The 24002-nt window shown below is 66.8% G+C and carries 16 protein-coding genes; 5 read left to right on the top strand and 11 right to left on the bottom strand.

Going from position 1 to position 24002, the window contains the following annotated elements:
* Position 1: 1 nt before the first annotated feature.
* The 4 genes from recB to E0702_RS05880 all read right to left on the bottom strand — a co-directional run bounded on the left by recB (position 2) and on the right by E0702_RS05880 (position 9312).
* Complete coding sequence (recB, locus tag E0702_RS05865; protein ID WP_132042044.1) at positions 2 to 4090, bottom strand: exodeoxyribonuclease V subunit beta; 4089 nt, start codon at positions 4088 to 4090, stop codon at positions 2 to 4.
* Complete coding sequence (gene recC / locus E0702_RS05870) at positions 4087 to 7794, bottom strand: exodeoxyribonuclease V subunit gamma (RefSeq protein WP_132042045.1); 3708 nt, start codon at positions 7792 to 7794, stop codon at positions 4087 to 4089. The genes recB and recC overlap by 4 nt, the downstream gene beginning before the upstream one ends.
* Before the next feature lie 155 nt (positions 7795 to 7949).
* A complete protein-coding gene (locus E0702_RS05875) occupies positions 7950 to 8537 on the bottom strand; it encodes an NADPH-dependent FMN reductase (protein ID WP_132042046.1) in 588 nt (195 codons plus the stop codon).
* Between the two features lie 85 nt (positions 8538 to 8622).
* Positions 8623 to 9312 carry a pirin family protein gene (locus E0702_RS05880; protein WP_132042047.1) on the bottom strand — a complete coding sequence of 230 codons (690 nt, stop codon included), beginning with the start codon at positions 9310 to 9312 and terminating at the stop codon, positions 8623 to 8625.
* A gap of 254 nt (positions 9313 to 9566) precedes the next feature.
* Between E0702_RS05880 and E0702_RS05885 the strand changes: the two genes are divergently transcribed.
* Together E0702_RS05885 and E0702_RS05890 are read left to right on the top strand one after the other, a co-directional pair.
* Complete coding sequence (locus E0702_RS05885; RefSeq protein WP_132042048.1) at positions 9567 to 10217, top strand: flavin reductase family protein; 651 nt, start codon at positions 9567 to 9569, stop codon at positions 10215 to 10217.
* 5 nt (positions 10218 to 10222) lie between these two features.
* Positions 10223 to 10552, top strand: coding sequence for a hypothetical protein (locus E0702_RS05890; protein ID WP_132042049.1), 330 nt, complete (start codon positions 10223 to 10225; stop codon positions 10550 to 10552).
* A gap of 46 nt (positions 10553 to 10598) precedes the next feature.
* Here the strand turns inward: E0702_RS05890 and E0702_RS05895 are convergent, their stop codons facing one another.
* The 5 genes from E0702_RS05895 to E0702_RS05910 all read right to left on the bottom strand — a co-directional run bounded on the left by E0702_RS05895 (position 10599) and on the right by E0702_RS05910 (position 16111).
* A complete protein-coding gene (locus E0702_RS05895) occupies positions 10599 to 12116 on the bottom strand; it encodes a malonate--CoA ligase (RefSeq protein WP_132042050.1) in 1518 nt (505 codons plus the stop codon).
* A 53-nt stretch (positions 12117 to 12169) separates the two neighbouring features.
* A complete protein-coding gene (locus E0702_RS05900) occupies positions 12170 to 12658 on the bottom strand; it encodes a methylated-DNA--[protein]-cysteine S-methyltransferase (RefSeq protein WP_132042051.1) in 489 nt (162 codons plus the stop codon).
* Between the two features lie 137 nt (positions 12659 to 12795).
* On the bottom strand, positions 12796 to 12924 hold the full coding sequence (locus E0702_RS19905; RefSeq protein WP_237561934.1) for a putative transporter small subunit: 129 nt from the start codon (positions 12922 to 12924) through the stop codon (positions 12796 to 12798).
* Between the two features lie 63 nt (positions 12925 to 12987).
* The gene (locus E0702_RS05905; RefSeq protein ID WP_132042089.1) at positions 12988 to 14691 is read right to left on the bottom strand and encodes a sodium:solute symporter family protein; all 1704 of its coding nucleotides are present in this window, start codon (positions 14689 to 14691) and stop codon (positions 12988 to 12990) included.
* Positions 14692 to 15175: 484 nt separating this feature from the next.
* Positions 15176 to 16111: a DMT family transporter gene (locus tag E0702_RS05910; RefSeq protein WP_132042052.1), complete on the bottom strand. Its 936-nt coding sequence runs from the start codon at positions 16109 to 16111 to the stop codon at positions 15176 to 15178.
* A gap of 122 nt (positions 16112 to 16233) precedes the next feature.
* Between E0702_RS05910 and E0702_RS05915 the strand changes: the two genes are divergently transcribed.
* Positions 16234 to 17130 carry a LysR substrate-binding domain-containing protein gene (locus E0702_RS05915; RefSeq protein WP_132042053.1) on the top strand — a complete coding sequence of 299 codons (897 nt, stop codon included), beginning with the start codon at positions 16234 to 16236 and terminating at the stop codon, positions 17128 to 17130.
* Between the two features lie 77 nt (positions 17131 to 17207).
* On the top strand, positions 17208 to 18692 hold the full coding sequence (locus tag E0702_RS05920; RefSeq protein WP_132042054.1) for a protein adenylyltransferase SelO: 1485 nt from the start codon (positions 17208 to 17210) through the stop codon (positions 18690 to 18692).
* 134 nt (positions 18693 to 18826) lie between these two features.
* Here E0702_RS05920 and katG read toward each other — a convergent pair whose 3' ends face one another.
* Together katG and E0702_RS05930 are read right to left on the bottom strand one after the other, a co-directional pair.
* Positions 18827 to 21007 carry a catalase/peroxidase HPI gene (gene katG / locus E0702_RS05925; RefSeq protein ID WP_132042055.1) on the bottom strand — a complete coding sequence of 727 codons (2181 nt, stop codon included), beginning with the start codon at positions 21005 to 21007 and terminating at the stop codon, positions 18827 to 18829.
* 290 nt (positions 21008 to 21297) lie between these two features.
* Positions 21298 to 22245, bottom strand: a complete 948-nt coding sequence (locus tag E0702_RS05930; protein WP_132042056.1) for a LysR family transcriptional regulator — start codon at positions 22243 to 22245, stop codon at positions 21298 to 21300.
* 253 nt (positions 22246 to 22498) lie between these two features.
* Between E0702_RS05930 and E0702_RS05935 the strand changes: the two genes are divergently transcribed.
* Positions 22499 to 23998: a CoA-acylating methylmalonate-semialdehyde dehydrogenase gene (locus E0702_RS05935; protein ID WP_132042057.1), complete on the top strand. Its 1500-nt coding sequence runs from the start codon at positions 22499 to 22501 to the stop codon at positions 23996 to 23998.
* Positions 23999 to 24002: the final 4 nt, after the last annotated feature.

The following is a 24002-nucleotide window of genomic DNA, read 5'->3' on the forward strand; positions in this document are numbered from 1 at the left end:
GTTATGCCTCCAGAGCGGTAGCGTCGGCGTCACGAAACAGGGCGTCGAGCGCCTCGATCAGCTGGCGTGGCGGGCGTTCGCGATGCACGCCGCGAGAGGGGGCGTGCTGGCCGCGCAGGAAGACGTAGAGCGCCCCGCCCAGATGACGGTCGATATCGTAGTTGGGCAGCCGCGCCCTGAGCAGGCGGTGCAGGGCCAGCAGGTAGAGACAGTACTGCAGGTCGTAGCGTCGCTCGCGCACCGCATCGCGCATGGCCGCCTCGGAGTAGGCCTCGTCGTCACGCCCCAGGTGGTTGGACTTCCAGTCCAGCACGTAGAAGCGCCCCTCGTGTTCCACCACCAGATCGATAAAGCCCTTGAGCATGCCGTTGAGACGGTCGCGCTCCAGGGCAGGGCGTGCCGCGCCGCCCAGGGTGTGAGTGCTGACCAGCGCATCCAGACGTGTGGTATCGACCCTGTGCGCGGCGAACCAGAACTCCAGCTCCACCTGGTAGCGAGTGCTCTCCAGCCGGTCGAGGCGCAGCGGCGCCACCGGACCTTCGGGGGCATTCGGCACCGGCAGCTCGCTTGCCAATAGACCGCGCAGCCAGGCCTGTAGCGCCGGGATGCGTTCGCGCCAGCCACGCAGGTTGGCGCGCCGTGCCAGGGTATCGTCCAGCCGCTCTGGCTCGGCGGCCAGCCGCGAGAAGCCCTCCTGGCCGGCCCACTCCAGCAGGCCGTGGAGGAAGGTCCCGGCCGCCGGGCCACGCGGGAAACGGTGAATGGAACGATCTTCGCTCGGCCATACATCGTTGATATCTTGCTCGAAATGCTCATTTAACGGCTTGTAAACACCGCCTTCTCGCAAGATATCGCCTTGTCTGGCCTTCGCTCGATGGCGTTCCATGTCTGGTGCCACCCTGTCACTGGGCTCGTCGCGCAACTCCCGGGCGGTGGCCTCCAGGGCGGTTTCGGGCTCTATCAACGGTGCCTTTTGGGGCTCTTCCGGAAGAGCGAACACTTCCCCCTCATCCCCGATGCGCCCACCGCTTGTCTGCAGTGCCGAATAGCTGGCGATCCACCAATGCTCCCGGGCGCGACGAACGGGGCTCAGCGCCTCACGAAGGGGCTGGTCGCTGGTCTCGAGAGCCACCACCAGGTTGTCGGCCTCGGGGGCCGGCAGCACCTTTAGCTCTGATTCCTCCGCCCCCTGGGCAAGGGGAAAGAGGGCCTCGAGCAGGCCATCCGTAGAGGGGGGCGAGAGTGGCGCCCCGGCGGTCAGTACCTGGCCGATGGCGCTGCGCTCCAGCTCCTTGAGCGGCGCGAGACCCAGCCAGGTGGCGTGGCGGGCACGGGTCAGGGCCACATAGAGCTTGCGCAGGTCCTCGCCCAGACGCTCGTCGTCGGTGCGGGCCAGCACGGTGTCGTCGGGCTTCAGGGAGAGCCGGCGGCGCCCCGCCTCATCATGCCAGGTCAGTGGCAGGTCGCTGGCCTTCTTCGCCCGGAAGGCGCAGATAAAGGGCAGGAAGACCAGCGGGTACTCCAGCCCCTTGGACTTGTGGATGGTGATCACCTGTACCAGGTCGGCGTCACTCTCCAGGCGCAGCCGGTGGCTATCTGCCTGGGCCGGCGGCTGAGCGCGGGCCTCGCCGAGGTGGCGGAGCAGGGCGTGCTCGCCGTCCAGTTCGGCACTGGCTTGCTGGAGCAGTTCGCCCAGATGGAGAAGGTCGGTGAGGTGGCGCTCGCCGCTGGTACTCTTCAATAGCCGGGTGGGCACGCCGAAATCGGCCAGCAATCGGTGCAGCATGGGCAGCACCCCCTGGCGCTGCCACTGGCGTTGATAGGCCCGGAACTGCATGACGCGCTCCTCCCAGGCCAGCTCGTCATGCTGCAGGGCATCGAGCGCGGCGAGGCTCATGCCCAGGCTGGGCATGGCGAGCGCCGCATGCAGGCGGCGCTCGCTGTCGGGCTCGGCGCAGGCGGCCAGCCATATCTCCAGCTCCAGGGCCGCGGGCGTCTCGAACACGCCCTCCTTGTCGGAGAGATAGACGCTCTTGATGCCGCGCTCGAGCAAGGCGTCGCGGATCGCCCTGGCCTCGCCGGCGTTGTTGACCAGCACCGCCAGATCCGAGGGCGCCAGCGCTCTGAATGGCTCGCCGGGTTCGCTGAAACCGGTGCGACCGTCCTGTCCCTCGCGCAGCAGCTCGGCCATATGGGTGGCACAGCGCGCCGCCATCTCCTCGAAGTAGGCCCCCTTGGCAATGCCCTCTTCGGAGGCACCGTGCTCGGTGGGGAGATGCCAGAGCGTCATCGCGGGCACCGGGGCCCCCTCGCGGATCAGTGTGTCCTTCCTGCCCTTGGCGGCGACCGGCAGGAACGGCACGGGGTTGTCGCCTTCGCTCGAGCGAAACAGGAAGGCACCGCGTCCGGCCGGGTGCGACTCGGCGAACCGAAACACCCGGTTGACGGCCGACACCATGGCCTCGGCCGAGCGGAAGTTGGTGGCCAGGGTGACATGGCGGCCGGCGGTGTCGCGGCGCGCCTGCAGGTAGGTGTGGATATCGGCGCCGCGGAAGGCGTAGATCGCCTGCTTGGGGTCGCCGATCAGCAGGATGCCGCTGGGGTCGTCGGGGTCCGGCGCCGCCGCGAGCCGGTAGACATGATCGAACAGCCGGTACTGCACCGGGTCGGTGTCCTGGAACTCGTCCACCAGCGCCACCGGGAACTGGCGCCGCACATGGGCGGCCAGGGCCTCGCCGGAGGGGCCGGCGAAGGCGGCATCGAGGCGCTCGAGCAGGTCATCGGGGCCGAGTTCGGCGCGACGCTGCTGTGCCCGCCGACGGCGCTCGTTCATCCAGCGTACGGCGTGGGCCAGCAGGTCGGCATGGGCATCGGGCAGGGCCTGGAGCCGATCCGGCAGTTCGGCGATGGCCTGCAGGGCAGGGTGGTCCAGGGGCGCGCCGCTCTTCCAGATCTCGGCGATGCCCTCGGGGGTCAGGCGCTTCCAGGCGGTGTCGGTCAGGGCCGGGGTATCGAGTTCGGGGTCGTTGACCCAGTCGCGCAGGGCGCCCAGCCAGCTGGCGCGGCTTCTGCTGTTGAGCTTGCGCTGATCGAAGGCCTTGCCGGCAGCGGCCGTCTCCAGGGCCTCGTCGAGCTCATCGAGCCATACGGGCCAGGGCGCCTTGAGCTCGCTCAGCACTCGCCTGCGTTCTGCCTGCATGCTGGCCAGCGCTCCGGCGGGGGGCGGGGCGTCGTGGAGCAGGTCGGCGTCACCCTGCAGGCGGCGTACGTCCTCGGCCAGGGCGTCGGGGCTCTCCCAGTAGCGGCCGACGACCGCCAGGGCCTCGCTGTCCAGGGCGTAGTAGAAGCTGCGCCAGTAGTCCCGGGCGACCTCGAGCTCGAGTTCCGACTGGTCGAGGTTCATCTCCAGGGAGAAGAGGCTGCCGCTCTCGAAGGCGTGCTCGCGCAGCATGCGGTGGCACCAGGAGTGGATGGTGGAGACGGCGGCCTCGTCCATCCACTCGGCGGCCAGCTGCAGGCGCCGGGCGCAGGCGGGCCAACGCTCCCGGGGGTAGCTGTCGCGCAGGGCCAGCAGCGGGTCGCTGGAGAGAGCGGAGCCAGCGGCGGAATTATCCACTGCCGGTTCGTCGAAAAGATCCCTTGCCATGGACGGGGCTTTCCCTGGGGCAGGCCTCTGCGGAGGCGCTGTGAACCCCTCCCTGGGCGCTACCGATGCCGTCCCTGGCATAGGACCTCCGCGACGACCTGCCCCAGGCGCCCCTTCGGTGGCCTCTTCTACTGCCTTACTGAAATTGGACGGAGCTTCCGATTGAAACGCCTCGGCGGCCTCCACCAGTCGCGCCCGGATGCGGTCGCGCAGCTCCCGGGTGGCGGCGTTGGTAAAGGTGACCACCAGGATCTCCGGCGGGGTGAGGGCGCGTGGAAAGCTCCCGGTATCGGCCTCGTCCCGCGGACCCAGTACCAGGCGCACGTAGAGCAGGGCGATGGTGAAGGTCTTGCCGGTGCCGGCGCTGGCCTCGATCAGCCGACTGCCGGTGAGCGGCAGATGGATCGGGTCCAGGGTCGGGGGCGTCTGGTCCTGTGGGGTCATGTCCTGTCTCCTTTGCCCTTTCCGGTGCTTCCCCTGGTGCTCTTCCCTTTCGGCTTCTTCACCGCACGCAGCAGCGGGGCGTAGAGCCGTTCGGCCAGCTCGGCGAAGCCCATGGGGTCAGACCCCATGATCTCGGGGTCTGACCCCATGGGCGATAACGCGTCACCCAGCATGATTTCCAGCTGCGGCCACTGGCGCATCAGATAGGCATCACGGCCGCGCTCGCCATGATCGTCGTTGAAGCCGCTGCCGTAGTAGGCGGTGACGAGGGCTCTCCAGGCCTTGGCGTCCTCATCGCCTGCCTCACCGGCGAGGCAGCGTTGCATGGCCTGGGGCGTGCCGCCCTTCTCGAGCCAGGCGAAGGCGGCATCCCGGGCCAGCGGCAGGGGCATGGCCATGCCGTGCTGCCAGGCGGCGACGATGGTTGTCAGGTGCGCGCGGGCCTTCTCGGCGGGCAGCGGAGCGAGGGTGCCACCACCGGCGCGGGAGAGCAGCCGAGTGGTCATGGGCCCTTCCAGCTGGCCGGCGAGATGGGCGACCCAGGGGGTGAGCCAGTGCTTCCAGTGGTACCTGCCCTTGTTGACCAAGCTGCTGGTGGTGAGCAGCACCCGGCAGCGCTCCATGGCATCGTTGACCCGCAGCTCGCCCAGCCAGTCCTCCAGTGCCGGGGCGTCGCCCGGTGTCTCACGGAGGTCGAGCGAGATGTCCAGCGGCTCCTGCATGGCGTGGGGCCACTCCTCGAGCACCTGACGATACTCGGAGAAGAGACTCTCCATGGGCTCGACGAGCTCGTCACGCATGCGCTCGGCGAAGCCGCCCATGGCCAGGCGCCCCTCGCGTTCCAGGCGCTCCAGGGTGGCCAGCATGGCGGGCTCATGAGGCTCACCGACCTCCACCGCCGCGCGGCTCGCCTCGATCAAGGCATTCTGCAGCTGCCAGCGGTCGAGGCCATCCAGGGTGAAGGGTTCGCTGTCGAGGGACTCGGTGGCCTCGGTGTCGAGGTGGACCTTGAGCCGAGTGTTGTAGAAGGCCTCCACCGGTGCCTTGAGGAAGTGGCCGAGCTGGGCCAGGGTCAGCGGATTCTCCTGGTGGAATGGCGCCAGCGGTGTCGCCGTGGTCGAGTCGGCCTCGGGCTCGGCGTCGGAGCGATGCAGCTCGCGCCACTCGTGGGCATAGGTGGCAAGCCCCGAGCCCTCGCAAAAATAGTCGATGCTGAAGGGTTGCAGCGGGTGTTCGGTGGTCAGCGCGGCCAGCAGGGCGTCGCCGCTGGCCTTGTCCTCGCTTCCGGCCAGGCGCCAGCCCCGGGCGAGATGATCGCGCAGCTGGCCGAGCAGCACCGAGGGAGGCTGCTCCGTGTTGTCGATGATGCTGCGTCCCACCCAGCTGATGCTCAGCCGGTCGCGGGCCGAGAGCAGCGCCTCGAGGAACAGGTAGCGGTCGTCCTCCCGGCGCGAGCGGTCGCCGGGGCGGTAGTCCTGAGCCATCAGGTCGATATCCAGCGGGCGCTGTACTCGCGGGTAGTCGGCATCGTTCATGCCCAGCAGGCAGACGTGGCGGAAGGGGATGGCGCGCATCGGCATCAGGGTGGCGATGTTCACCGCCCCGGCCAGGAAGCGCTGGGAGAGGCTCGCCTCGTCGATCTGGGCAAGCCAGTGCTCGCGCACCACCGAGAGCGGCAGGGGTTCGCTGAGCTCGGCCTCCTCGGCGCTCTCCTGCCAGCTTTCCAGTGCCTGCTCGAGTCGCGTCAGCGCCATCAGGTCCTGGTCCGAGTCGGCCAGGAAACAGGCCTCCAGCAGGCCGCGCAGCCGCTCGCCCCAGGTGGCCACATCACAGGGCTCGGCCAGGGTGCGCCACTGGGTTTCCAGGGTATCGACAAGGTCAATCAGCGGGCCGGCCAGAGCCGCCTCCAGTCCGCCGATATCGTCATAGGGTTCCACATCCTGCCAGGGCCCCTCGGCGGCATTTCCCACCGCATAGCCGAGCAGCAGCCGGCGCAGGCCGAAGGACCAGGTGTTGGCGGTGAGGCCCTCCGGCAGGTCGAGGCTCTGGCGCTGATGGGCGTCGAGCCCCCAGCGGATGCCGGCACCCTCGATCCAGCGGCGCAGGGTGGGCAGGCCACTCTCCGGGATGCCGAAGCGTGCACGCAGCGCCGGCACCTCCAGCAGGTCGAGCAGGTCGCTTACCGAGAGGCGCAGCTCCGGCAGACGCAGCAGCGACTCCAGGGCGATCAGCAGCGGCAGGCGGTGACGGCTGGCCTGGTCGGAGAGGGTGAAGGGGATATGGCGCGGATCGTCGGCGTCGAGGCGACCGAATACCGCCTGCACCGCGGCGGCGTACTGGTCCACGTCGGGCACCATCACCAGGATGTCGCGAGGCTTGAGGGTCGGGTCCTCGCTGAAGGCGGCGAGCAGCTGGTCGTGAAGGATCTCCACCTCACGCAGGGCGCTGTGGGCCACCTGAAAGCGCAGCGAACGGTCGCGGGCCGGGTCCACCACAGGCCAGGTGTCGCGGGTCTCCTGGAGAGGGCGCAGTTCGAGGATATCGTCCTGCAGCTGGCGAAGCAGGCTGGGACCCATCTCCCGGGAGGCCACCGCTGTCTCGCTCTCGCCCAGGGGGGATTCGAACAGGTCGATGCGCAGTGACTCGCCCTCGAACAGACGACGATAGACCTGGGCCTCGTCGAACTCATCCAGCAGGCGCAGGTAGTCGCGGCCCTGCTTGCCCCAGGCGGCCAGCAGCGGCTGGGCATGCAGATGCAGCTCGGTCTCGGCCAGATCCGCCGGCATGCCGGGGCGCCGCTGCTGGCGCCGGCGCTCCGCGCGAAGGAGGTCCTTGTGCTCGATGATATCCGCCCAGTAGTGGCGGCAGGGGTTGTGCACGCAGAGCAGCACCTGGCTGACCCGCGCCATGGCGGCCAGCGCCTCGAGGGTCTGGGCGGGCAGCGAGGAGATGCCGAAGACGATGACCCGGCGGGGCAGGCCGTGCGGACGATGCGTTGTGTCGAGCTCCTGGCATGCCGCCAGAAAGCGCTCGTGCACCGCCGCGCGGCTCGAGGCGAGGCCCGCCTCGCCATGGGCCCTGGCGATGTCTTCGCGCAGTACCCGCCACAGCTCGGCCTGCCAGCACTGCTCCTCGGCGAGGGGGCGCGCCTCGCCCCGGGCGGAGATCAGCACATCCTCCCCCTTCGCCCAGGCGGCGAGCCAGTCGGCGCGATAGACCTGGTACTGGTCGAAGAGATCCGCCAGGCGCTCGGCGAGCTGATGGCGCTTGCGCAGGTCGTCGTCGCCTTCCAGGAAGCGGGCCAGCGGCGCGAAAACGGGGGAGTCGAGCAGGGTCGGCAGCAGCCGCATCAGCCGCCACACCAGGCGCGGCTTGTCGAAGGGGGAGACCGTCGGCACGGCGTCTTCGCCTTCTCGTTGGGTGAGAACGGCCCGATAGACCTGCCACAGGAAGCGCGCGGGCAGGGTCACGTCCAGGGCCGCGGCGATCCCGGCGCCACCCTGGTCGCGGTCCTCGGCGAGCGCCAGCTTCAGCCACTGGCTGATGCCGTTGCTCTGCACCAGGATCGTCTCGTTCTCCAGTGGCGCAAGCGGGTGGCGGCGCATCCATTCGACCGCCAGGCCTCGCAGGGCCTCCAGGCGGTTGCCATGGATCACCATGAACCCGGGAGTAAGCTCGGTTTCCTGGAAGAGGCATGAGGGCATGGCGAGTCCTTCGCGACGATAGGCGGGCCCTCATGGTGCCGTAAATCGGCAGGGGCATGAAGCGAGTCACGCCCCCGCCGATGTCGCGCTGTTTCGAAAAGGGGCGAGGCACGGGCCTTGCAGTTCGTCATGGCCCGATTGAGTGTCTCGTCAGGCTAGCGGGCTTGGGGGCTCAGCGCCTTTTCTCCCGCCTGAAGCTGCCGGGTCCAGTCGCCCAGGGCCGTTACCAGCTTGGCGATGAACTCGCGGGTGGTCTCATCGGCAAGACGGCCTTCGGCATCGAAGCGTTGATGGGCAGAGGAAATCATCACTTCCGGCTTGTTCACGCAGTGCATGTCCAGGGCGACCATGGTACGCCGCAGATCATATTGCGCACGCACCCCGCCCAGCAGGCTCATGCTGGCGCTCATGATCGCGGCGGGCTTGCCGGCGAATGGCTGGGGCCGTTCGCGAGAGACCCAGTCGATGGCATTCTTCAGCACACCGGACATCGAGTAGTTGTATTCCGGCGTGGCAAACAGCAGCGCGTCGGCCTCCTTGATCTGCTCCGCGAGCCTGGCCACGGCAGCGGGGACTTCCTGATCACGCTGGTCCTGGTCATAGAGGGGGATCCGTGACAGATCGGCGAACTCGATGCTGATGTCGGCAGGGGCCGCTTCCCTGGCCGCACGAAGTGCCGCGGTATTGTAGGAATCCTTTCGCAGGCTGCCGGAAATGGCGAGAACCTTGAGCGTGTCAGTCATGAAGCCTCCCTAAACGGTCGTGAATGCATTCGGGGTCGATCCAGCGGTAGTCGGTGACACCGCTGGTCGACACTATCCCGATGCGTCATGCGAGATCAAACAGCAGGACCTCCGAGGCCTCGATACCGGTCACGTCGATGGACTCGCCGGGCTCGAAGGCGGCGGCGTCGCCGGCCGAGAGCCGCTGGCCGTTGACCTCGGCTTCGCCGCGGACCACATGTAGCCAGGCATGGCGTACTGTCGGTGTCGCAGCCTGTTCGCCGGCATCGAACAGTCCGGCATGGAGGTTGACGTCCTGGTTGATGCTGACCGAACCATCGCGGCCCGCTTCGGAAACGACCAGTTGCCACTCACCCTGCCGCTGCTCTTCCGGAAAGCGCTTCTGCTCGTAGCTGGGAGCGATACCCTGCAGCTTCGGCTCGATCCAGATCTGCAGGAAGTGAAGCTCCTCACTCGAGGAGTTGTTGAACTCACTGTGCACCACACCGGTACCCGCCGACATGCGCTGCACATCACCGGGGTGCATGACCGCCCCATTACCCATGCTGTCCTTGTGGGCCATGCTGCCCGACAGCACGTAGGAGATGATCTCCATGTTCCGATGTGGGTGGGCACCGAAGCCGGCCCCGCCCTGGACTCGGTCTTCGTTGATGACACGCAGCTTCCTGAACCCCAGATGGTCGGGGTCGAAGTAGTCGGCGAACGAGAAGGTGTGTCGGGAGCGTAACCAGCCGTGATTGGCATGACCACGTTCATTGGCGCGTCGCAGGATCATCTTGTACCTCCTGGAGTGGTGAGATAAGTCGGATGGAGAGCGTCGTTGCGGGCTCGGTCCCGTAGCGATGTGTGCATGTTAGTTGTTCATTTTAATCGATTGAAAGCGGCATTTTTTGCATTAAAATTTCGATTTATACGAAAATTTTGATCCGAGTGTTTCAGCTTGCGCTGCCAGTCACATTCCCTTCAGGGGCGGGACGCACTCCGGAATGGGGTACCATCGGGAACAGGTTCGATAACGGGGATACGGTCATGAGTGACTATCTGCTGGAAGAGCAGGAACTAAGCGCCGCGAAGATCTACCGGCTGTTTTCGGGCAGCATCTGTCCCCGGCCCATCGCCTGGGTCTCGACTCTGGACGGTCAGGGCAATGCCAATCTGGCACCCTTTTCCTTTTTCAATGTCGTCAGCGTCAACCCGCCGGTGCTGGGGTTTTCGCCCCTGCTAGATGGAGACGCCAACCCCAAGGACACCATTCGTAACCTGGAGCAGGTGGGTGAGTGTGTGGTGCATATCAGCGGTGAGGGATTGGTGCAGGAGATGAATGCCACCAGTGCGGGACTCGAGCACGGTGATGACGAATTCATCCATGCCGGACTCGAGAAGGTGGCCATGGCAGGCGTTTCGGTACCCAGGGTGGCCGGGGCACCGGTGGCCTTCGGCTGTCGGCTGCGCGAGATCATCCGCTTCGGTGATCAACCACTGGCCGGCAACCTGGTGCTCGCCGAGGTGGTGTCGATTCATGTCGACGATGCCGTATGGGATGGCCGGCACGTCAGCGTCGAGGGGCTGCGCCCCCTCGGGCGAATGGCCGGCAATGATTACGCCCGCTGCAGCGACCGCTTCGCGGTGGAGCGCCCTGCCTCGGGTAGCGCCATGAGCTCCCAGCAGCGCGGCGGTTAAGCCGGATGGTGAGCTCGACGCCACTCACAACGCCTGACGGTCGCTATATCGTCGTTCGTGGCCGGCTGTGGCGCTGCAGTGACCCCTCCCTGCCGGAATCCCAGCGCAAGGATGAGGTACAGCGGCTGATGAAGGCCCGTCGCGATGTCGGCCAGGCCCGCCGCACCGGTGACACCCGTGCCGAGCGCGAGGCACGTGAACGGGTCGATGCTGCAAAGCGGGCGCTGGGCGAGCGCGGCCCGGTGTGGTGGGAGGACAATGCGCCGGACTATACTCGGCGCAAGGTCGAGAACACTCCCTATGCGGACTGGTTCGCTGGCTTGGGGGCTAGGTGAGGATGCCCCCCGTTTGGCTCAAGCCTGAGGCCGGCAGGAGCGCCCCTCAGCGGTAGGTGTCATCGAACTGCTGGCGCAGCTGGTTCTTCTGCACCTTCCCCATGGTGTTGCGGGGCAGGCTGTCGATGAAGAACACCCGCCTGGGCTGCTTGTAACGGGCCAGCCGCCCCTCGAGATGACCGAGCACTTCAGCCTCGTCGAGACTGGCCCCGGGCTGGAGTACCACCACGGCGGTAACGCCCTCGCCAAGATCGGGGTGGGGCAGGCCGATCACCGCCGACTCCACCACGCCTGCATGCTCGTCGATGACCTCTTCTACCTCCCTGGGGTAGACATTGAAGCCACCGGAAATCACCAGGTCCTTGTCACGGCCGACGATCTGCACGTAGCCATGATCGTCGATCATGGCCAGGTCGCCGGTAATGAAGAAATCGTCATCCAGCAGCTCCTCACGGGTCTTCTCGGGCATGCGCCAGTAGCCGATGAAGACGTTGGGGCCGCGCACCTGCAGGATGCCGATCTCGCCATCGGCCACTTCCCGGCCGGTCTCGCGATCGATGATGCGGATCTCCACCCCCGGTAGCGGCCGACCCACGGTGCCGGCCCGGCGCGCGCCATTATATGGGTTGGAGATGTTCATGTTGGTCTCGGTCATGCCGTAGCGTTCGAGGATGGCGTGACCGGTCTTCTCCTCGAAGGCATGGTGGGTCTCGGCGGTCAGCGGTGCCGAACCGGAAACGAACAGTCGCATCCTGGCGGTAACCTCGGGAGTCAGGCGCGGGTCTGCCACCAGGCGGGTATAGAAGGTGGGTACCCCCATCAGCACCGTGCCGTGGGCCATCGCCTCGACGATCATGTCGGCATCGAACTTGGCCAGGAAGAGCATGCTGGCGCCCGTCATCAGGATGACGTTGCAGGCCACGAAGAGGCCGTGGGTGTGGAAGATCGGCAGGGCGTGGATCAGTCGGTCCGTTTCGTTGAAGTGCCATGCCTCGGCCAGGGTGGCGGCATTCGAGCCGAGGTTGCGGTGGGTGAGCATGGCTCCCTTGGAGCGCCCGGTGGTGCCGGAGGTGTAGAGGATGGCGGCCAGATCATTCTCGTCGCGGGGCTCCACGCCTTCTCGCGGGGTAGCCGCGGCGGCCGCTTCCATCAGGCTGCCGTCGGCGGCGGTGCCCAGGGTCTGTACCGCAGGGCAGCCGGTCTCGGCGGCGAGAATGCGCGCCTCTTCCACGGCGGCGGGGCGACAGACGAACAGCGCCGGCTCGGCATCACCGAGGAAGTAGCGGATCTCGTCCCCGGTGTAGCCGGTATTGAGCGGCAGATAGACGGCGCCGATGCGCAGGGTAGCCAGGTAGAGCAGAATCGCCTCCGGGCTCTTGTCGACCTGCACCGCCACCCGGTCGCCGGGCGTCACGCCCAGCTCGATCAAGGCGCCGGCCAGGCGTGCACTCATGGCCAGCGCATCGGCGTATGAATAGTCGCGCCCCTCGCGGGTGGTGATGAAGTCGGCGTCGCCACGCTCGTGCATGCGGCGGGCAAAGGTCTCGAACAGGTTGTGGCTCATCCTGGTCACGGCTCCCTGAGTTGTTGTCATCCGATTTTGTTGCCGCCGCCGCATCACAGCCGCATCGGCACCTCGCCCGCCTCGAAGGCGAGCAGCCAGCGCTTGCGACCGATGCCGCCTGCGTAGCCGGTCATGCGACCGTCACTGCCGATCACCCGGTGGCAGGGCACCACGATGGAGATAGGGTTTCTGCCATTGGCGGCGCCTACCGCGCGCTGGCCGCCCTTGCTGCCCAGCTGCTCGGCGAGTTCACCGTAGTTGCGGGTCTCGCCATAGGGAATCTTCTCGAGAGCGGACCACACCCGGCGCTGGAAGTCGGTGCCCGAGGGGGACAGCGGCAGGTCGAAGTCGCGGCGGGTGCCGGCAAAGTACTCGGCCAGCTGCTCGCGGGCCTGGTCGGTCAGCGGGCCGGGGTGGGGCGGTTCGGTCTCGGTATCGACGAAATCGATCTCGGTGATGCCGGTTGCATTGGCGCGAAGGCGAATCAGGCCGAGGGCGTCGGCCGCCGGTGGGCGATAGTAGTCGAGGGTGTCGCGGCTCATGGGGTGCTCCTGGCAGTGCGAAGGCCTCCCCGGAGTCTACCCGCTTTGATGGGGGGGACTACAGAGTGAAACGGCCCCGCGGGCAGCTCGTGCGCGCGGGGCCGTTGCGAGTGATGCCTGAACATCACCTCTGGGCGTTATACCAGTTCGCGATTCTCTTCGCGCGCCTGGCGACGATCGCGGATCACGGCGCGGCAGATCAGTGCCAGTACGCCCAGGGTCAGGGCGGGCCAGATCAGTACATAGAAGGCAAACAGCGTAGTCATCATCGGTCTCCTCTGGATGAGGTCGGCGCTGCCGGCCTCATCCTCGTGGTTGATGGGTGGATATCAGCGCTGGGTGGCGAGGCCGGCGGCGGCAGGTGCTTCTTCCGGTGCCGCGGTCGGCTTGTCGTTCTGTGCCGAGTCGCTGTAGTTGCCCACCCGTTCGGCGATGGTGTCGAAATCGAAGCGCTCGCGGCTGCTCAGGCTCATCACCACGCAGACCAGGGTGCTGGTGCCGTAGGCGGTCAGTGAGGCCAGCAGCACGGTGTAGTCGCGCAGGAAACCGGTGGCGAAGATCAGCATGGCGATCAGCGCCAGGGTGCCGGCGATAAAGCCGACGGTGCGGCCGAAGAAGCCGAATGCCATCAGGCCGATGATCACGCCACCACCGATGCTGGCCAGCAGTTCGAAGAACAGGCCGCCGGGACCGGCCAGGTCGACCAGCTCGAAGCGCGCGACACAGAACAGCACCATGGCGACCAGTACCGAGACGGTAAAGGCCTGGTTGGTAATGCGGTCCCAGAAGCAGCTGGCGATCACCGGGAAGACAATGGCCCCCCACAGGGCACCGACGAAGACCAGCATCACCAGGATATCCAGCGAGAAGCTGGCGAAGACGATGCCGACGACCGTGGCGGTGATCATGGTCAGCCGGCCCACCAGCAGCATGCGCTGAGGATCCACCTTGCCGCGGGCGATATTCTTGCCGTAGACGTCGGCCATCATGATCGCCGACAGTGCCGAAAGGTCGGAGTCGGCGGTGGAGGAGAGCGAGCCGATCACCAGGATAAAGAACAGCGCGATGAAGATTGGCGGCAGGTAGCCGGAGACCATCTGCGGGATCAGGTTGTTCATGTTGCCGTTCAGCGGCTCCATGCCCAGCGTCAGTGCCATCAGGCCGATCATGCCCAGGCCGATGACGATGGCGCCGTACCCCACGGTGGCGGTCAGGAAGGTCGGCTTGATGTGGTCTTCGTTCACCGCGAACAGGCGCTGGGAGATGGTCTGGTTGCCGATGGCATAGGCCAGCACGGCGACGAAGAAGGGCGCGCCCTGGTTGAGGATGGCGTCGCTGGAGAAGAAGTTGGTCTGCTCCGCGGTCAGGTTGTCGAGACCGGCGACCAGCTCGGAGGGGCCGCCCATGGCGAAGAACACCGCGGGAATGATCACGATGGCAATGGCCATGAGCGCCACCAGCTGGGCGAAGTCGGTGAGTACCGAGGCACGAAATCCCGACCACAGGGTATAGAGCAGCACGCCGACACCGGAGATGATCACGCCGGCCTGGAAGGAGAGCGGGGAAAGCACCGAAACCAGCGCGCCGGCGGCGGTGAAGTTGACCATCAGGCTGATGATGCTGCCCAGCACGTTGGAAAACGCCAGGATCAGCTGGCTGGAGCTGCCGTGACGGGCGTGGATCAGCTCGCCCAGGGTGGCGGCGTTGGGGGCGAGCTTCCTGAAGCGCCGGCCGAACGGGTAGATGAACAGGATCATCAGGGCACCCCACAGGCCATAGTGGATGGGGCCCGAGACGCCATAGGTGTAGCCCGAGGTGGCGGCGGCGTAGAAGGAGGCGGCCCAGATCCAGGTGGCGGTCATGCTGGCGGCGCCGATGCCGAACCCGATGCGATGGTTGGAGACCATGAACTCGTCGGCACACTCCTTCTTCTTGCGGATGCCGAGCGTGAGCAGGTAGGTGCCGCCGTAGAAGGCCAGCAGCAGCAGGATCACGGTCAGGGTGGAGAATTGGTATAGAGATTCGCTGTTCAAGGGCAGTCCCTCGGTGGGTGGATAGAACACGTCCTGGGCACTTCTTGTCGGTGCTGTCAGCAGGACGCAGTGGGTCGAGCCGGGCAAGATCCGAACGATAGACAGGGGCTTGCGCGCACAGGAGGTCCTGGGCGGCGGCAGCGGCGCTGTAACGGGTGGTCGGCTCTATGGCGGCAGGCGAGTGCCGCGACAATACGGTATTACCCCAGCGCGGGGGGAGCAGGTGGAGGGCGTGACGGCATGCGCCTGCCCTTGTTGGCAAAGTGTAGCGACATGGATTCCTTCTCTTTCGATAACGTCATCGACGATCGGCCGAGGTAACGGCGATCCAGTCTGCGATGAGGCAAGACCAGGTGGGCGGGGCGCAGGGGCCATCGCCCGTCAGAGAGCCGCTGGAGGCACGGTGGCCTGATCCAGGGCCCACTTACCCTACCCACACAAGCGGGATATGTCCAATCGGTCTCGAATCAGAAGGCAATTGTGCTCAGCTACGCCGAAAAGCTCGCCTGAAGAAGGAGGGGGCCACGCGCTTCGGCTCCGCGGCGGCGACCACGCTGCCCGCGACCACCAGCACGGCCGCCAGCGGCAGTCGCCAGTACGGTACGCTGACGCCCGCCAGTACCAGGAAGAGGGTGGCCACCACCGGCACGCCATGGGCCAGGTTGCCGACGCGGTGGGCCAGGGGATCGCGCATGGCGCGGTCCCAGGCCAGCATGGCCAGCCCGTAGGGGCCCAGCCCCAGGGCGACGACGATCACCAGGGTGTCCCTGGCGGGCAGGGCGATGGTGCCCTCCAGGGCCAGGCTGGCGGTGCCGGTCAGCAGGCTGGCGATCAGCAGCAGGTGTGGCATGCGATCCCCCAGGCGCCAGGCCGCGACCTGTCCCGCCAGGGAGTAGAGCGCCCAGCACAGCGCGCCCAGCGCAGCCAGCAGGTAGCCCACCCAGGAACCGGAGGCACCGCCGTTCAGTGCCTGGGGTCCCACCAGCAGCGCGGCGCCGGAGAAGGCCAGGCTGGTACCGAGCAGACAGTTCCCCGGCAGGCGGCCCAGGGCTCGCCACTGACTGGCCAGCAGAAACAGCACCGGCCAGGTGTAGAGAATCAGCGCGACCTGTTCGGCCGGCGCCCGGTTGAAGGCAGCGAAGCAGGCGCCTACCGCACCGGCGGTCAGTAGTGGCACGCCCAGGTAGACGACCCCCCCCTCCAGCGGACGCAGAGCGGCATCCCGGTGGCGGCGACGGCGTGCCATGGGCAGGGTGCCCAGCGCACCGGCCAGCAGTGCCAGCGCCGAGAGGCGCAACGGCGGCAGGTCGCCCGCCTGATTGGCCAGCAGCGGTACCAGCGCCCACAGCAATACCGCCAGCGCCGCGGCGCTACCGCCGAGCCAGGGAGAGTGTGTGAGGTGTGGGCGCTGAAGTTGCATGGTCGCGGCCTCCCGTGAAGCGTGGATGGAGTCAGGCTGGATGTTGACCCCATGCTAGCCGTGCCATACTCATCACAATATCGATCTTAATTGATCATTCTCATCAAGAGGATTGATGAATCATGCGTGCCCCGACCCTCGACCTCGCCCTGCTGCGTACCCTGGTGGCGGTGGCCGATACCGGCAGCGTTACCGCCGCCGCAAGGCGCCTGGCCTTTACCCAGTCGACCGTGAGCATGCAGCTCTCGCGCCTGGAGGCGGTGCTCGAGGTGTCGCTCCACGAGCGGCAGGGGCGGCGCATCCGTTTCACCGCCGAGGGGGAGCGGCTGCTGGAGCATGCCCGACGGCTGCTGGCGCTCAACGACGAGGTGCTGGCCGACATGCGTACACGGCGTGTCACCGGCGAGCTCAACCTGGGGATTCCCGAGGACTATGCTCCGCTGCTGACGGCGGTGTTCTCCTGGTTTCATCAGCTCTATCCGGATGTCGGTCTGCAGGTCACCTGCGGCGTCAGTGCCGAGCTGGTGGAGCGCGTGCGTGCCGATGAACTCGACCTGGCGCTGGTCACTCGTCAACGCCGTTCGCCGGGCGGCGAGGTGATCCGCCGTGAACCGCTGACCTGGGCGGTGGGGCTGGAGCGTCAGCCACCGCTCTCCGACCCCCTGCCGCTGGCGCTCTATTCGCCCGGCGCGGACCTCTTTCGTGAGTCGGCGGAGGACGCTCTGGCCGCCGCGGGTCGCGACTGGCGGGTGGCCTATACCAGCCAATCCATGGCCGGGCTGGCACCGGTGGTACAGGCGGGTCTGGCCATCGTGGTGGTCACCCGCAGCATGCTCGGGCCCCAGCTGCGTGCCCTGGACGAATCCAGTGGAATGCCGCCGCTGCCGGCCGTGGAGCTGGCTCTGCATCGTGCCGCCCGCCGCCCGACCGAGCCCGCCCGGCGCCTGGCCGAACTGATCCGTGAAGAGCTGGCGCCGGCCAGAATGAGCTGGGTCAGCCGGGACGAGTTGGGTCGATAGGGAGATGTCCGAGCGTTATACTCGGGTATTTACTCCTCTCTTTCCCCCGGCCACGCTGGCCCGCGACTGGAGCCGCCATGTTTCCCGAGTTCACACTGCGCTTCGCGCGCCTGCCCGAACGTTTCTATCTGCGCTTCGATCCCGTGCCGGTGCCCGAGCCTCGACTGGTCGCCTTCAATCGGCCGCTGGCGGAGGCGCTGGGCTTCGATCTCGACGCCTTCGAAGCGCAAGGCGCCGCCCAGTGGCTCTCCGGCAATCGTGTGCCACAGGGCGCCGAGCCCCTCGCCCAGGCCTATGCGGGCCACCAGTTCGGGCACTTCAACCCGCGTCTCGGCGACGGCCGGGCGGTGCTGCTCGGCGAGGTGACCGATCGCCAGGGACGCCTGCGGGATATTCAGCTCAAGGGCGCCGGCATGACCCCCTTCTCACGGGGTGCCGACGGGCGTGCACCGCTGGGACCGGTGCTTCGCGAATACCTGATCAGCGAGGCGATGCATCGGCTCGGGGTGCCCACCACCCGGGCGCTTGCCGCGGTGACCAGCGGCGAGCGGCTGTTTCGCCGCGTGCCGGAGCCGGGGGGCGTGCTGACCCGGGTGGCGGCGAGCCATCTGCGGGTTGGCACCTTCCAGTACTTCGCCGCACGTGATGACGGTGAGGCGGTGCGAATGCTGGCCGATATGGCCATCGAGCGGCACTATCCAGGCCTGCTGACCGCCGAGCAGGGCGAGAGCGAGGGCGAGCGTTATCTGGGGCTGCTGGAGGCGGTGGCCGATCGGCAGGCGTCGCTGGTGGCGAAGTGGATGGGGCTCGGCTTTGTCCACGGGGTGATGAATACCGACAACTGCACCATCTCCGGGGAGACCATCGACTACGGGCCTTGCGCCTTCATGGAGGCCTATTCGCCGACCATGGTGTTCAGCTCCATCGACGAGCAGGGGCGCTACGCCTATCGCAATCAGCCGTGGATCGCCCAGTGGAACCTGGCGCGACTCGCCGAGACCCTGATCCCGCTGATCGACGATGATCAGGAGTCGGCGGTCGCGAAGGCCACCGAAGTGATCAAGCGCTATGAGCCGCACTACGAGGCCGAATGGCTGGCGGTGATGCGTGCCAAGCTGGGGCTGGAGCGGGAGGAGGAGGGCGACCGTGAGCTGGTCGAGGCCCTGCTCGAGGCGATGCAGGCCGGGCGCGCCGACTTCACCCTGACCTTTCGTCGCCTGAGCGAGGCGGTGGAGCAGGATGCTCCCGCGCTGTTCGAACTGTTCGAGACCGGCGACGGCCTGGCCGCCTGGCTGCCGCGCTGGCGCGAGCGCCTGGCTCGGGAGTCGGCCGATGCCGGCGCGATCGCCGTGCGCATGAATGGCGTCAACCCGCTCCATATCCCGCGTAACCATCAGGTGGAAAGGGTGATTGCCGCCGCCGTCGAACACGCTGACTTCGGCCCCTTCGAGGTTCTGGGTGAGGTGCTGGCCGACCCCTTTGTCGAGCAGCCCGGTCGAGAGGAGTATGCGCAGCCTGCCCCGTCCACCGAGCGAGTCTTTCGGACCTTCTGCGGGACCTGACCCCATTGCCAACAGGCAGAAACAGAACGCCCGGGGCTTGGCACCCCGGGCGTCTCTTTATTCAGGCCTCAGGTCTCAGTCATCAGGCCTCAATCATCGACCGAACCGGGCGAAGCGCCCGGCGCGGGGCACGATCAATGCTGGAGCGGCTCCAGGTCGAAGCGGTCGGCGTTCATCACCTTGCACCAGGCAGCCACGAAGTCATTCACGAACTTGGCCTCGTTGTCGTCCTGGGCGTAGACCTCGGCGTAGCTGCGCAGGATGGAGTGAGAGCCGAACACCAGGTCGATGCGGCTGGCGGTCCACTTCACCCGGTCGCTCTGGCGGTCGCGGATCTCGTAGATACCGTTGCCGGCGGGCTTCCAGGCGTTGGCCATGTCGGTCAGGTTGACGAAGAAGTCGTTGGTCAGCTGGCCCTCGCGGTCGGTGAGCACGCCATGCTTCGTTCCGCCGTGGTTGGTGCCCAGCATGCGCATGCCGCCGATCAGTACCGTCATCTCCGGCGCGGTCAGCCCCATCAGCTGGGCGCGGTCGAGCAGCAGCTCCTCGGGCTTGACCGCATAGTCCCTCTTCAGCCAGTTGCGGAAGCCATCGGCCACCGGCTCCAGCGGCTCGAAGGAGTCCGCGTCGGTCATCTCCTCGCTGGCATCGCCACGGCCGGGGATGAACGGCACCAGGATATCGTGGCCGGCGGCCCGGGCGGCCTGTTCGATGCCGACGCTGCCACCCAGCACGATGATATCGGCCAGGCTGGCACCGGTCTCGGCGGCGATCTTTTCGTAGACCTCGAGCACCCTGGCCAGGCGCTGTGGCTCGTTGCCTTCCCACTCCTTCTGGGGGGCCAGGCGGATGCGGGCACCGTTGGCACCGCCGCGCATGTCGGAGCCGCGGAAGGTACGCGCGCTGTCCCAGGCGGTGCTGACCATCTCGCCGATCGAGAGGCCGCTCTCGGCGATCCTCTTCCTGGCCTTCTCGATGGAGTAGTCAGTACTGCCGGCCGGTATTGGATCCTGCCAGATCAGGTCCTCCTGCGGAGCGTCCGGGCCGATGTAGCGGGTTCTGGGCCCCATGTCGCGGTGAATCAGCTTGAACCAGGCGCGGGCGAAGCACTCCTTGAAGTACTCGGGATCCGCCATGAACTTCTCGCAGACGGGCCGGAAGTCGGGGTGCATCTTCATCGCCATGTCGGCGTCGGTCATGATCGGGTTGCGGCGAATGGACGGGTCGCTGGCGTCGACCGGCTTGTCCTCCTCCTTGATGTTCACCGGTTCCCACTGGTTGGCGCCGGCGGGGCTCTTCTTCAGCTCCCACTCGTAGCCGAATAGCAGGTCGAAGTAGCCCATGTCGAACCGGGTCGGGTTCGTGGTCCAGGCCCCTTCGATGCCCGAGGTCACGGCGTTGGCGGCCTTGCCGCCCATATTGGGGTTGGTCCAGCCCAGACCCTGCTCCTCGACACCTCCGGCCTCGGGCTCCGGACCCAGCGCATCGGCGTCGCCGTTACCGTGACACTTGCCCACGGTGTGTCCTCCGGCAGTCAGGGCGGCGGTCTCCTCGGCATTCATGGCCATGCGAGCGAAGGTTTCCAGCACCTGATCGCCGGTCTTGATCGGGTCCGACTGGCCGTTGACGCCCTCGGGGTTCACGTAGATCAGGCCCATCTGCACCGCGGCCAGGGGGTTTTCCATGGTCGCGGGATTCGAGACATCTTCGTAGCGCTCATCGGAGGGCGCCAGCCACTCCTTCTCGGCACCCCAGTAGATGTCCTTCTCCGGGTGCCAGATGTCCTCGCGGCCGAAGGAGAAGCCGAAGGTCTTGAAGCCCATGGATTCATAGGCCACGTTGCCGGCCAGGATGATCAGGTCGGCCCAGCTGATCCGGTTGCCGTACTTCTTCTTGATCGGCCACAGCAGACGGCGCGCCTTGTCCAGGCTGGCGTTGTCCGGCCAGGAGCTGATGGGCGCGAAGCGCTGGTTGCCGGTGCCGCCGCCGCCGCGGCCGTCGGCAATGCGGTAGGTGCCCGCCGCGTGCCAGGACATGCGGATGAACAGGCCGCCGTAGTGCCCCCAGTCGGCCGGCCACCACGCCTGGCTGTCGGTCATCAGGGCGTGCATGTCCTTGTTCAGCGACTCGAAGTCGAGCTTGCGCACCTCCTGGCGGTAGTCGAATGTCTCGCCCATCGGATCGGTCTTGCGATCGTGCTGGTGCAGGATGTCCAGGTTCAGGCTTTCCGGCCACCAGTTCATGTTGTCGCGCCCCGTGGCGGTATTGCCGCCGTGCATGACCGGACACCTGCCTGACTGCTGTTGATCACTCATCTGCACTTCCTCCTGCCAAGGGTGTTGAGACGCTGCCAGCTCTGAGAGGACGGTGGCATCCCGGATGAGGTAACGCGCTGTCACCTCTCGACCACGGTCACTCGGTGGGCTGACTCGCTCCCTGTTCTCCTCTACAAGTTAGTCGCTGTTGGTACATAAGCACCAAGCGAGATTGCCGACCAGGATGATAGACAATCCCTATAACGATGCGGTGGCCGCGCGAGTGGCACTGCCGGGGGCCGGCAAGGAGGCTCCGGGCCTGCCGCGACGCAGCCCCATGGCAAGGCGCCTCAGCCGGCGTCGGTCGCGGGGATCACCATCTCCTTCGCCTTCCCCATCAGAAAGGCGCGGTTGGCCTCCAGCGCCTCGCGCAGGTAGTCCCACAACAGGCGCACCCTGGCCAGCCGGCGCTGCTCCTGGCGGGCGGTGATCCAGAACTGGCGGTCCACCGCGACCTCCTGCTCCAGCACGTTACACAGGGAGGGTGTGGTGCTGGCCATGAAGCAGGGCAGGATGGTGAGCCCCGCGCCGTGGACGCAGGCGGCGTGCTGGGTGGTCACACTGGTACTGCGCATGGCGAAGTGGGGCGGCTTGCCGATGGCCGACGGCTCGAGCAGCGGCTCCAGATAGCTGAGCTGTTCGCTGAAGATCAGGTCGTCGACATAGCCCACCAGGCGGTGGGCACTCAGCTCGGCGAGATGCCGTGGCGTGCCGTGGCGGGCCAGATAGCCTTCGCTGCCATAGAGCCGCAGGCGATAGTCACATAGCCGCGAGATCACCAGGCCCGGGCTGACCGGGCGCTCCACGGTGATCGCCAGGTCTGCCTCGTGGCGGCTCAGATTGACCACCCGGGGCAGGGCGAGCAGATCGAGGGTGATCCCCGGATGGCGCTCGCAGAAGGCCGAGAGCAGGGGGGCGATCACCCAGGTGCTGAAGCCTTCGGTCACGCCGAGGCGGATCTGACCGCTGATCTGGTGGTTCTTGTCGGTAAGGCTCTCGCCGGCCTCGAAGGCGTGACGGGCCATCTCCTCGGCGTGGGCGAGCAGCTGCTGGCCGGCCTCGGTAAGGTGATAGCCATGGGTGCTGCGCTCGAAGAGCTGGGTGTTGAGCTTCTGCTCGAAGCGCCGCGTGCGCCGCGACAGGGTGGAGTGGTCCAGGCCCAGGCGTCGAGCGGCATCGGTAAGCCGCTGGCTGCGGGCGACCTCGAGGAAGATCTGGATGTCGTGCCAGTCGAGCATGATGGCTCCCCGTCGCATGGCTTGCTTGTGCATTAATGCACAAGCAATGTGCCCGAGTACCCGTTGTCACGCCATGCGACCTGTGGATAGACTCATCTTCATCAACTTGCGTGTATTTCTACACACAAAGTCTAAAGACGGATGATGGCAACGGCCGTTGATGCGGCCCACAACGACAAGCCTTCCTCCGCCAGCCACAGCATGACGCCGGCACGACCCGGTGCCGGTAGCGACAATCCCGAGGAGCACGCCCATGTCAGTCCGCGAAATCCCGATGTACATCGACGGCCAGCCCATCCAGTCCGCCAGCCAGGAGTGGCGCGATGTGGTCAACCCCGCGACCCAGGAAGTGGTGGCACGGGTACCGTTCTGTACCGCCGAGGAGGTGGAGCGTGCCGTGGCCAGCGCCAAGGAGGCCTTCAAGACCTGGCGCAAGGTGCCGCTCGGCAAGCGCATGCGCATCATGCTCAAGCTGCAGGCGCTGATCCGCGAGCATACCGATGAGCTGGCCGCGCTGATCACCGAAGAGCACGGCAAGACCCTGCCCGATGCCGTCGGCGAAGTGGGCCGTGGCCTGGAGGTGGTCGAGCACGCCTGCTCGATCACCTCCCTGCAGCTGGGCGAGCTGGCCGAGAATGCCGCCAACGAGGTGGATGTCTACACCATGCACCAGCCGCTGGGTGTGGGCGCCGGCATCACCGCCTTCAACTTCCCGATCATGCTGCCCTGCTTCATGTTCCCGCTGGCCATCGCCACCGGCAACACCTTCGTGCTCAAGCCCTCCGAGCAGGATCCCAGCTCCTCCATGCGTCTCGTCGAGCTGGCCCACGAGGCGGGCGTGCCGGCCGGCGTGCTCAACGTGGTTCACGGTGGCCCGGACGTGGCCAACCAGATCGCCGACCACCAGGACATCAAGGCGCTCTCCTTCATCGGCTCCACCCACGTGGGCTCGCTGCTCTACAACCGCGCCGCGGCCGCCGGCAAGCGCATGCAGTCGATGATGGGCGCCAAGAACCACTGTGTCGTGATGCCGGATGCCAACCGCAGCCAGGCGATCAACAACCTGCTGGGCTCCGCCTTCGGTGCCGCCGGCCAGCGCTGCATGGCCAACTCCGTGGTGGTGCTGGTGGGCGAGGCGCGCGAGTGGCTGGACGATATCGTCGAGGGCGCCCGCAACATGAAGGTGGGCCCCGGCACCCAGACCGACGCCGATCTCGGTCCGCTGGTCTCGCCCCAGGCCAAGGAGCGTGTCGAGCGCCTGATCACTGCCGGCGAGAAGGAGGGCGCCAGGCTGGTGGTCGATGGCCGCGGCTATGAGGTGGAAGGCTACCCGAACGGCAACTTCGTCGGTCCGACCCTGTTCGCCGACGTGACCCCGGAGATGACCATCTATCGTGAGGAGATCTTCGGACCGGTGCTCTGCGTGGTCAACGTCGAGACCCTGGACGAGGCGATCGAGTTCATCAACGCCAACCCCAACGGCAACGGCACCTCGATCTTCACCAACTCCGGCTGGGTGGCGCGACGCTTCGAGACCGATATCGATGTAGGCCAGATCGGCATCAACGTGCCGATCCCGGTGCCGGTCGCCTACTTCAGCTTCACCGGTTCGCGTGCTTCCAAGCTCGGCGACCTGGGCCCCAACGGCAAGCAGGCCATCGCCTTCTGGACCCAGACCAAGACCGTCACTGCTCGCTGGTTCGAGCCCGAGAACGTCTCCAGCGGCATCAACAGCACCATCTCTCTGGGCTGATCCC

Source organism: Halomonas marinisediminis (assembly GCF_004347715.1).
Classification (GTDB): Bacteria; Pseudomonadota; Gammaproteobacteria; order Pseudomonadales; family Halomonadaceae; genus Halomonas; species Halomonas icarae.

Coding starts and splice junctions, on each gene's coding strand:
- E0702_RS05930 (WP_132042056.1), bottom strand. CDS start 22,245: ATGCTCGACTGGCACGACATCCAGATCTTCCTCGAGGTCGCCCGCAGC.
- E0702_RS05880 (WP_132042047.1), bottom strand. CDS start 9,312: ATGATCCTGCGACGCGCCAATGAACGTGGTCATGCCAATCACGGCTGG.
- E0702_RS05890 (WP_132042049.1), top strand. CDS start 10,223: ATGGTGAGCTCGACGCCACTCACAACGCCTGACGGTCGCTATATCGTC.
- recB (WP_132042044.1), bottom strand. CDS start 4,090: ATGACCCCACAGGACCAGACGCCCCCGACCCTGGACCCGATCCATCTG.
- E0702_RS05920 (WP_132042054.1), top strand. CDS start 17,208: ATGTTTCCCGAGTTCACACTGCGCTTCGCGCGCCTGCCCGAACGTTTC.
- E0702_RS05895 (WP_132042050.1), bottom strand. CDS start 12,116: ATGAGCCACAACCTGTTCGAGACCTTTGCCCGCCGCATGCACGAGCGT.
- E0702_RS05900 (WP_132042051.1), bottom strand. CDS start 12,658: ATGAGCCGCGACACCCTCGACTACTATCGCCCACCGGCGGCCGACGCC.
- E0702_RS19905 (WP_237561934.1), bottom strand. CDS start 12,924: ATGACTACGCTGTTTGCCTTCTATGTACTGATCTGGCCCGCCCTGACC.
- E0702_RS05875 (WP_132042046.1), bottom strand. CDS start 8,537: ATGACTGACACGCTCAAGGTTCTCGCCATTTCCGGCAGCCTGCGAAAG.
- E0702_RS05915 (WP_132042053.1), top strand. CDS start 16,234: ATGCGTGCCCCGACCCTCGACCTCGCCCTGCTGCGTACCCTGGTGGCG.
- recC (WP_132042045.1), bottom strand. CDS start 7,794: ATGCCCTCATGCCTCTTCCAGGAAACCGAGCTTACTCCCGGGTTCATG.
- E0702_RS05885 (WP_132042048.1), top strand. CDS start 9,567: ATGAGTGACTATCTGCTGGAAGAGCAGGAACTAAGCGCCGCGAAGATC.
- E0702_RS05910 (WP_132042052.1), bottom strand. CDS start 16,111: ATGCAACTTCAGCGCCCACACCTCACACACTCTCCCTGGCTCGGCGGT.
- E0702_RS05935 (WP_132042057.1), top strand. CDS start 22,499: ATGTCAGTCCGCGAAATCCCGATGTACATCGACGGCCAGCCCATCCAG.
- katG (WP_132042055.1), bottom strand. CDS start 21,007: ATGAGTGATCAACAGCAGTCAGGCAGGTGTCCGGTCATGCACGGCGGC.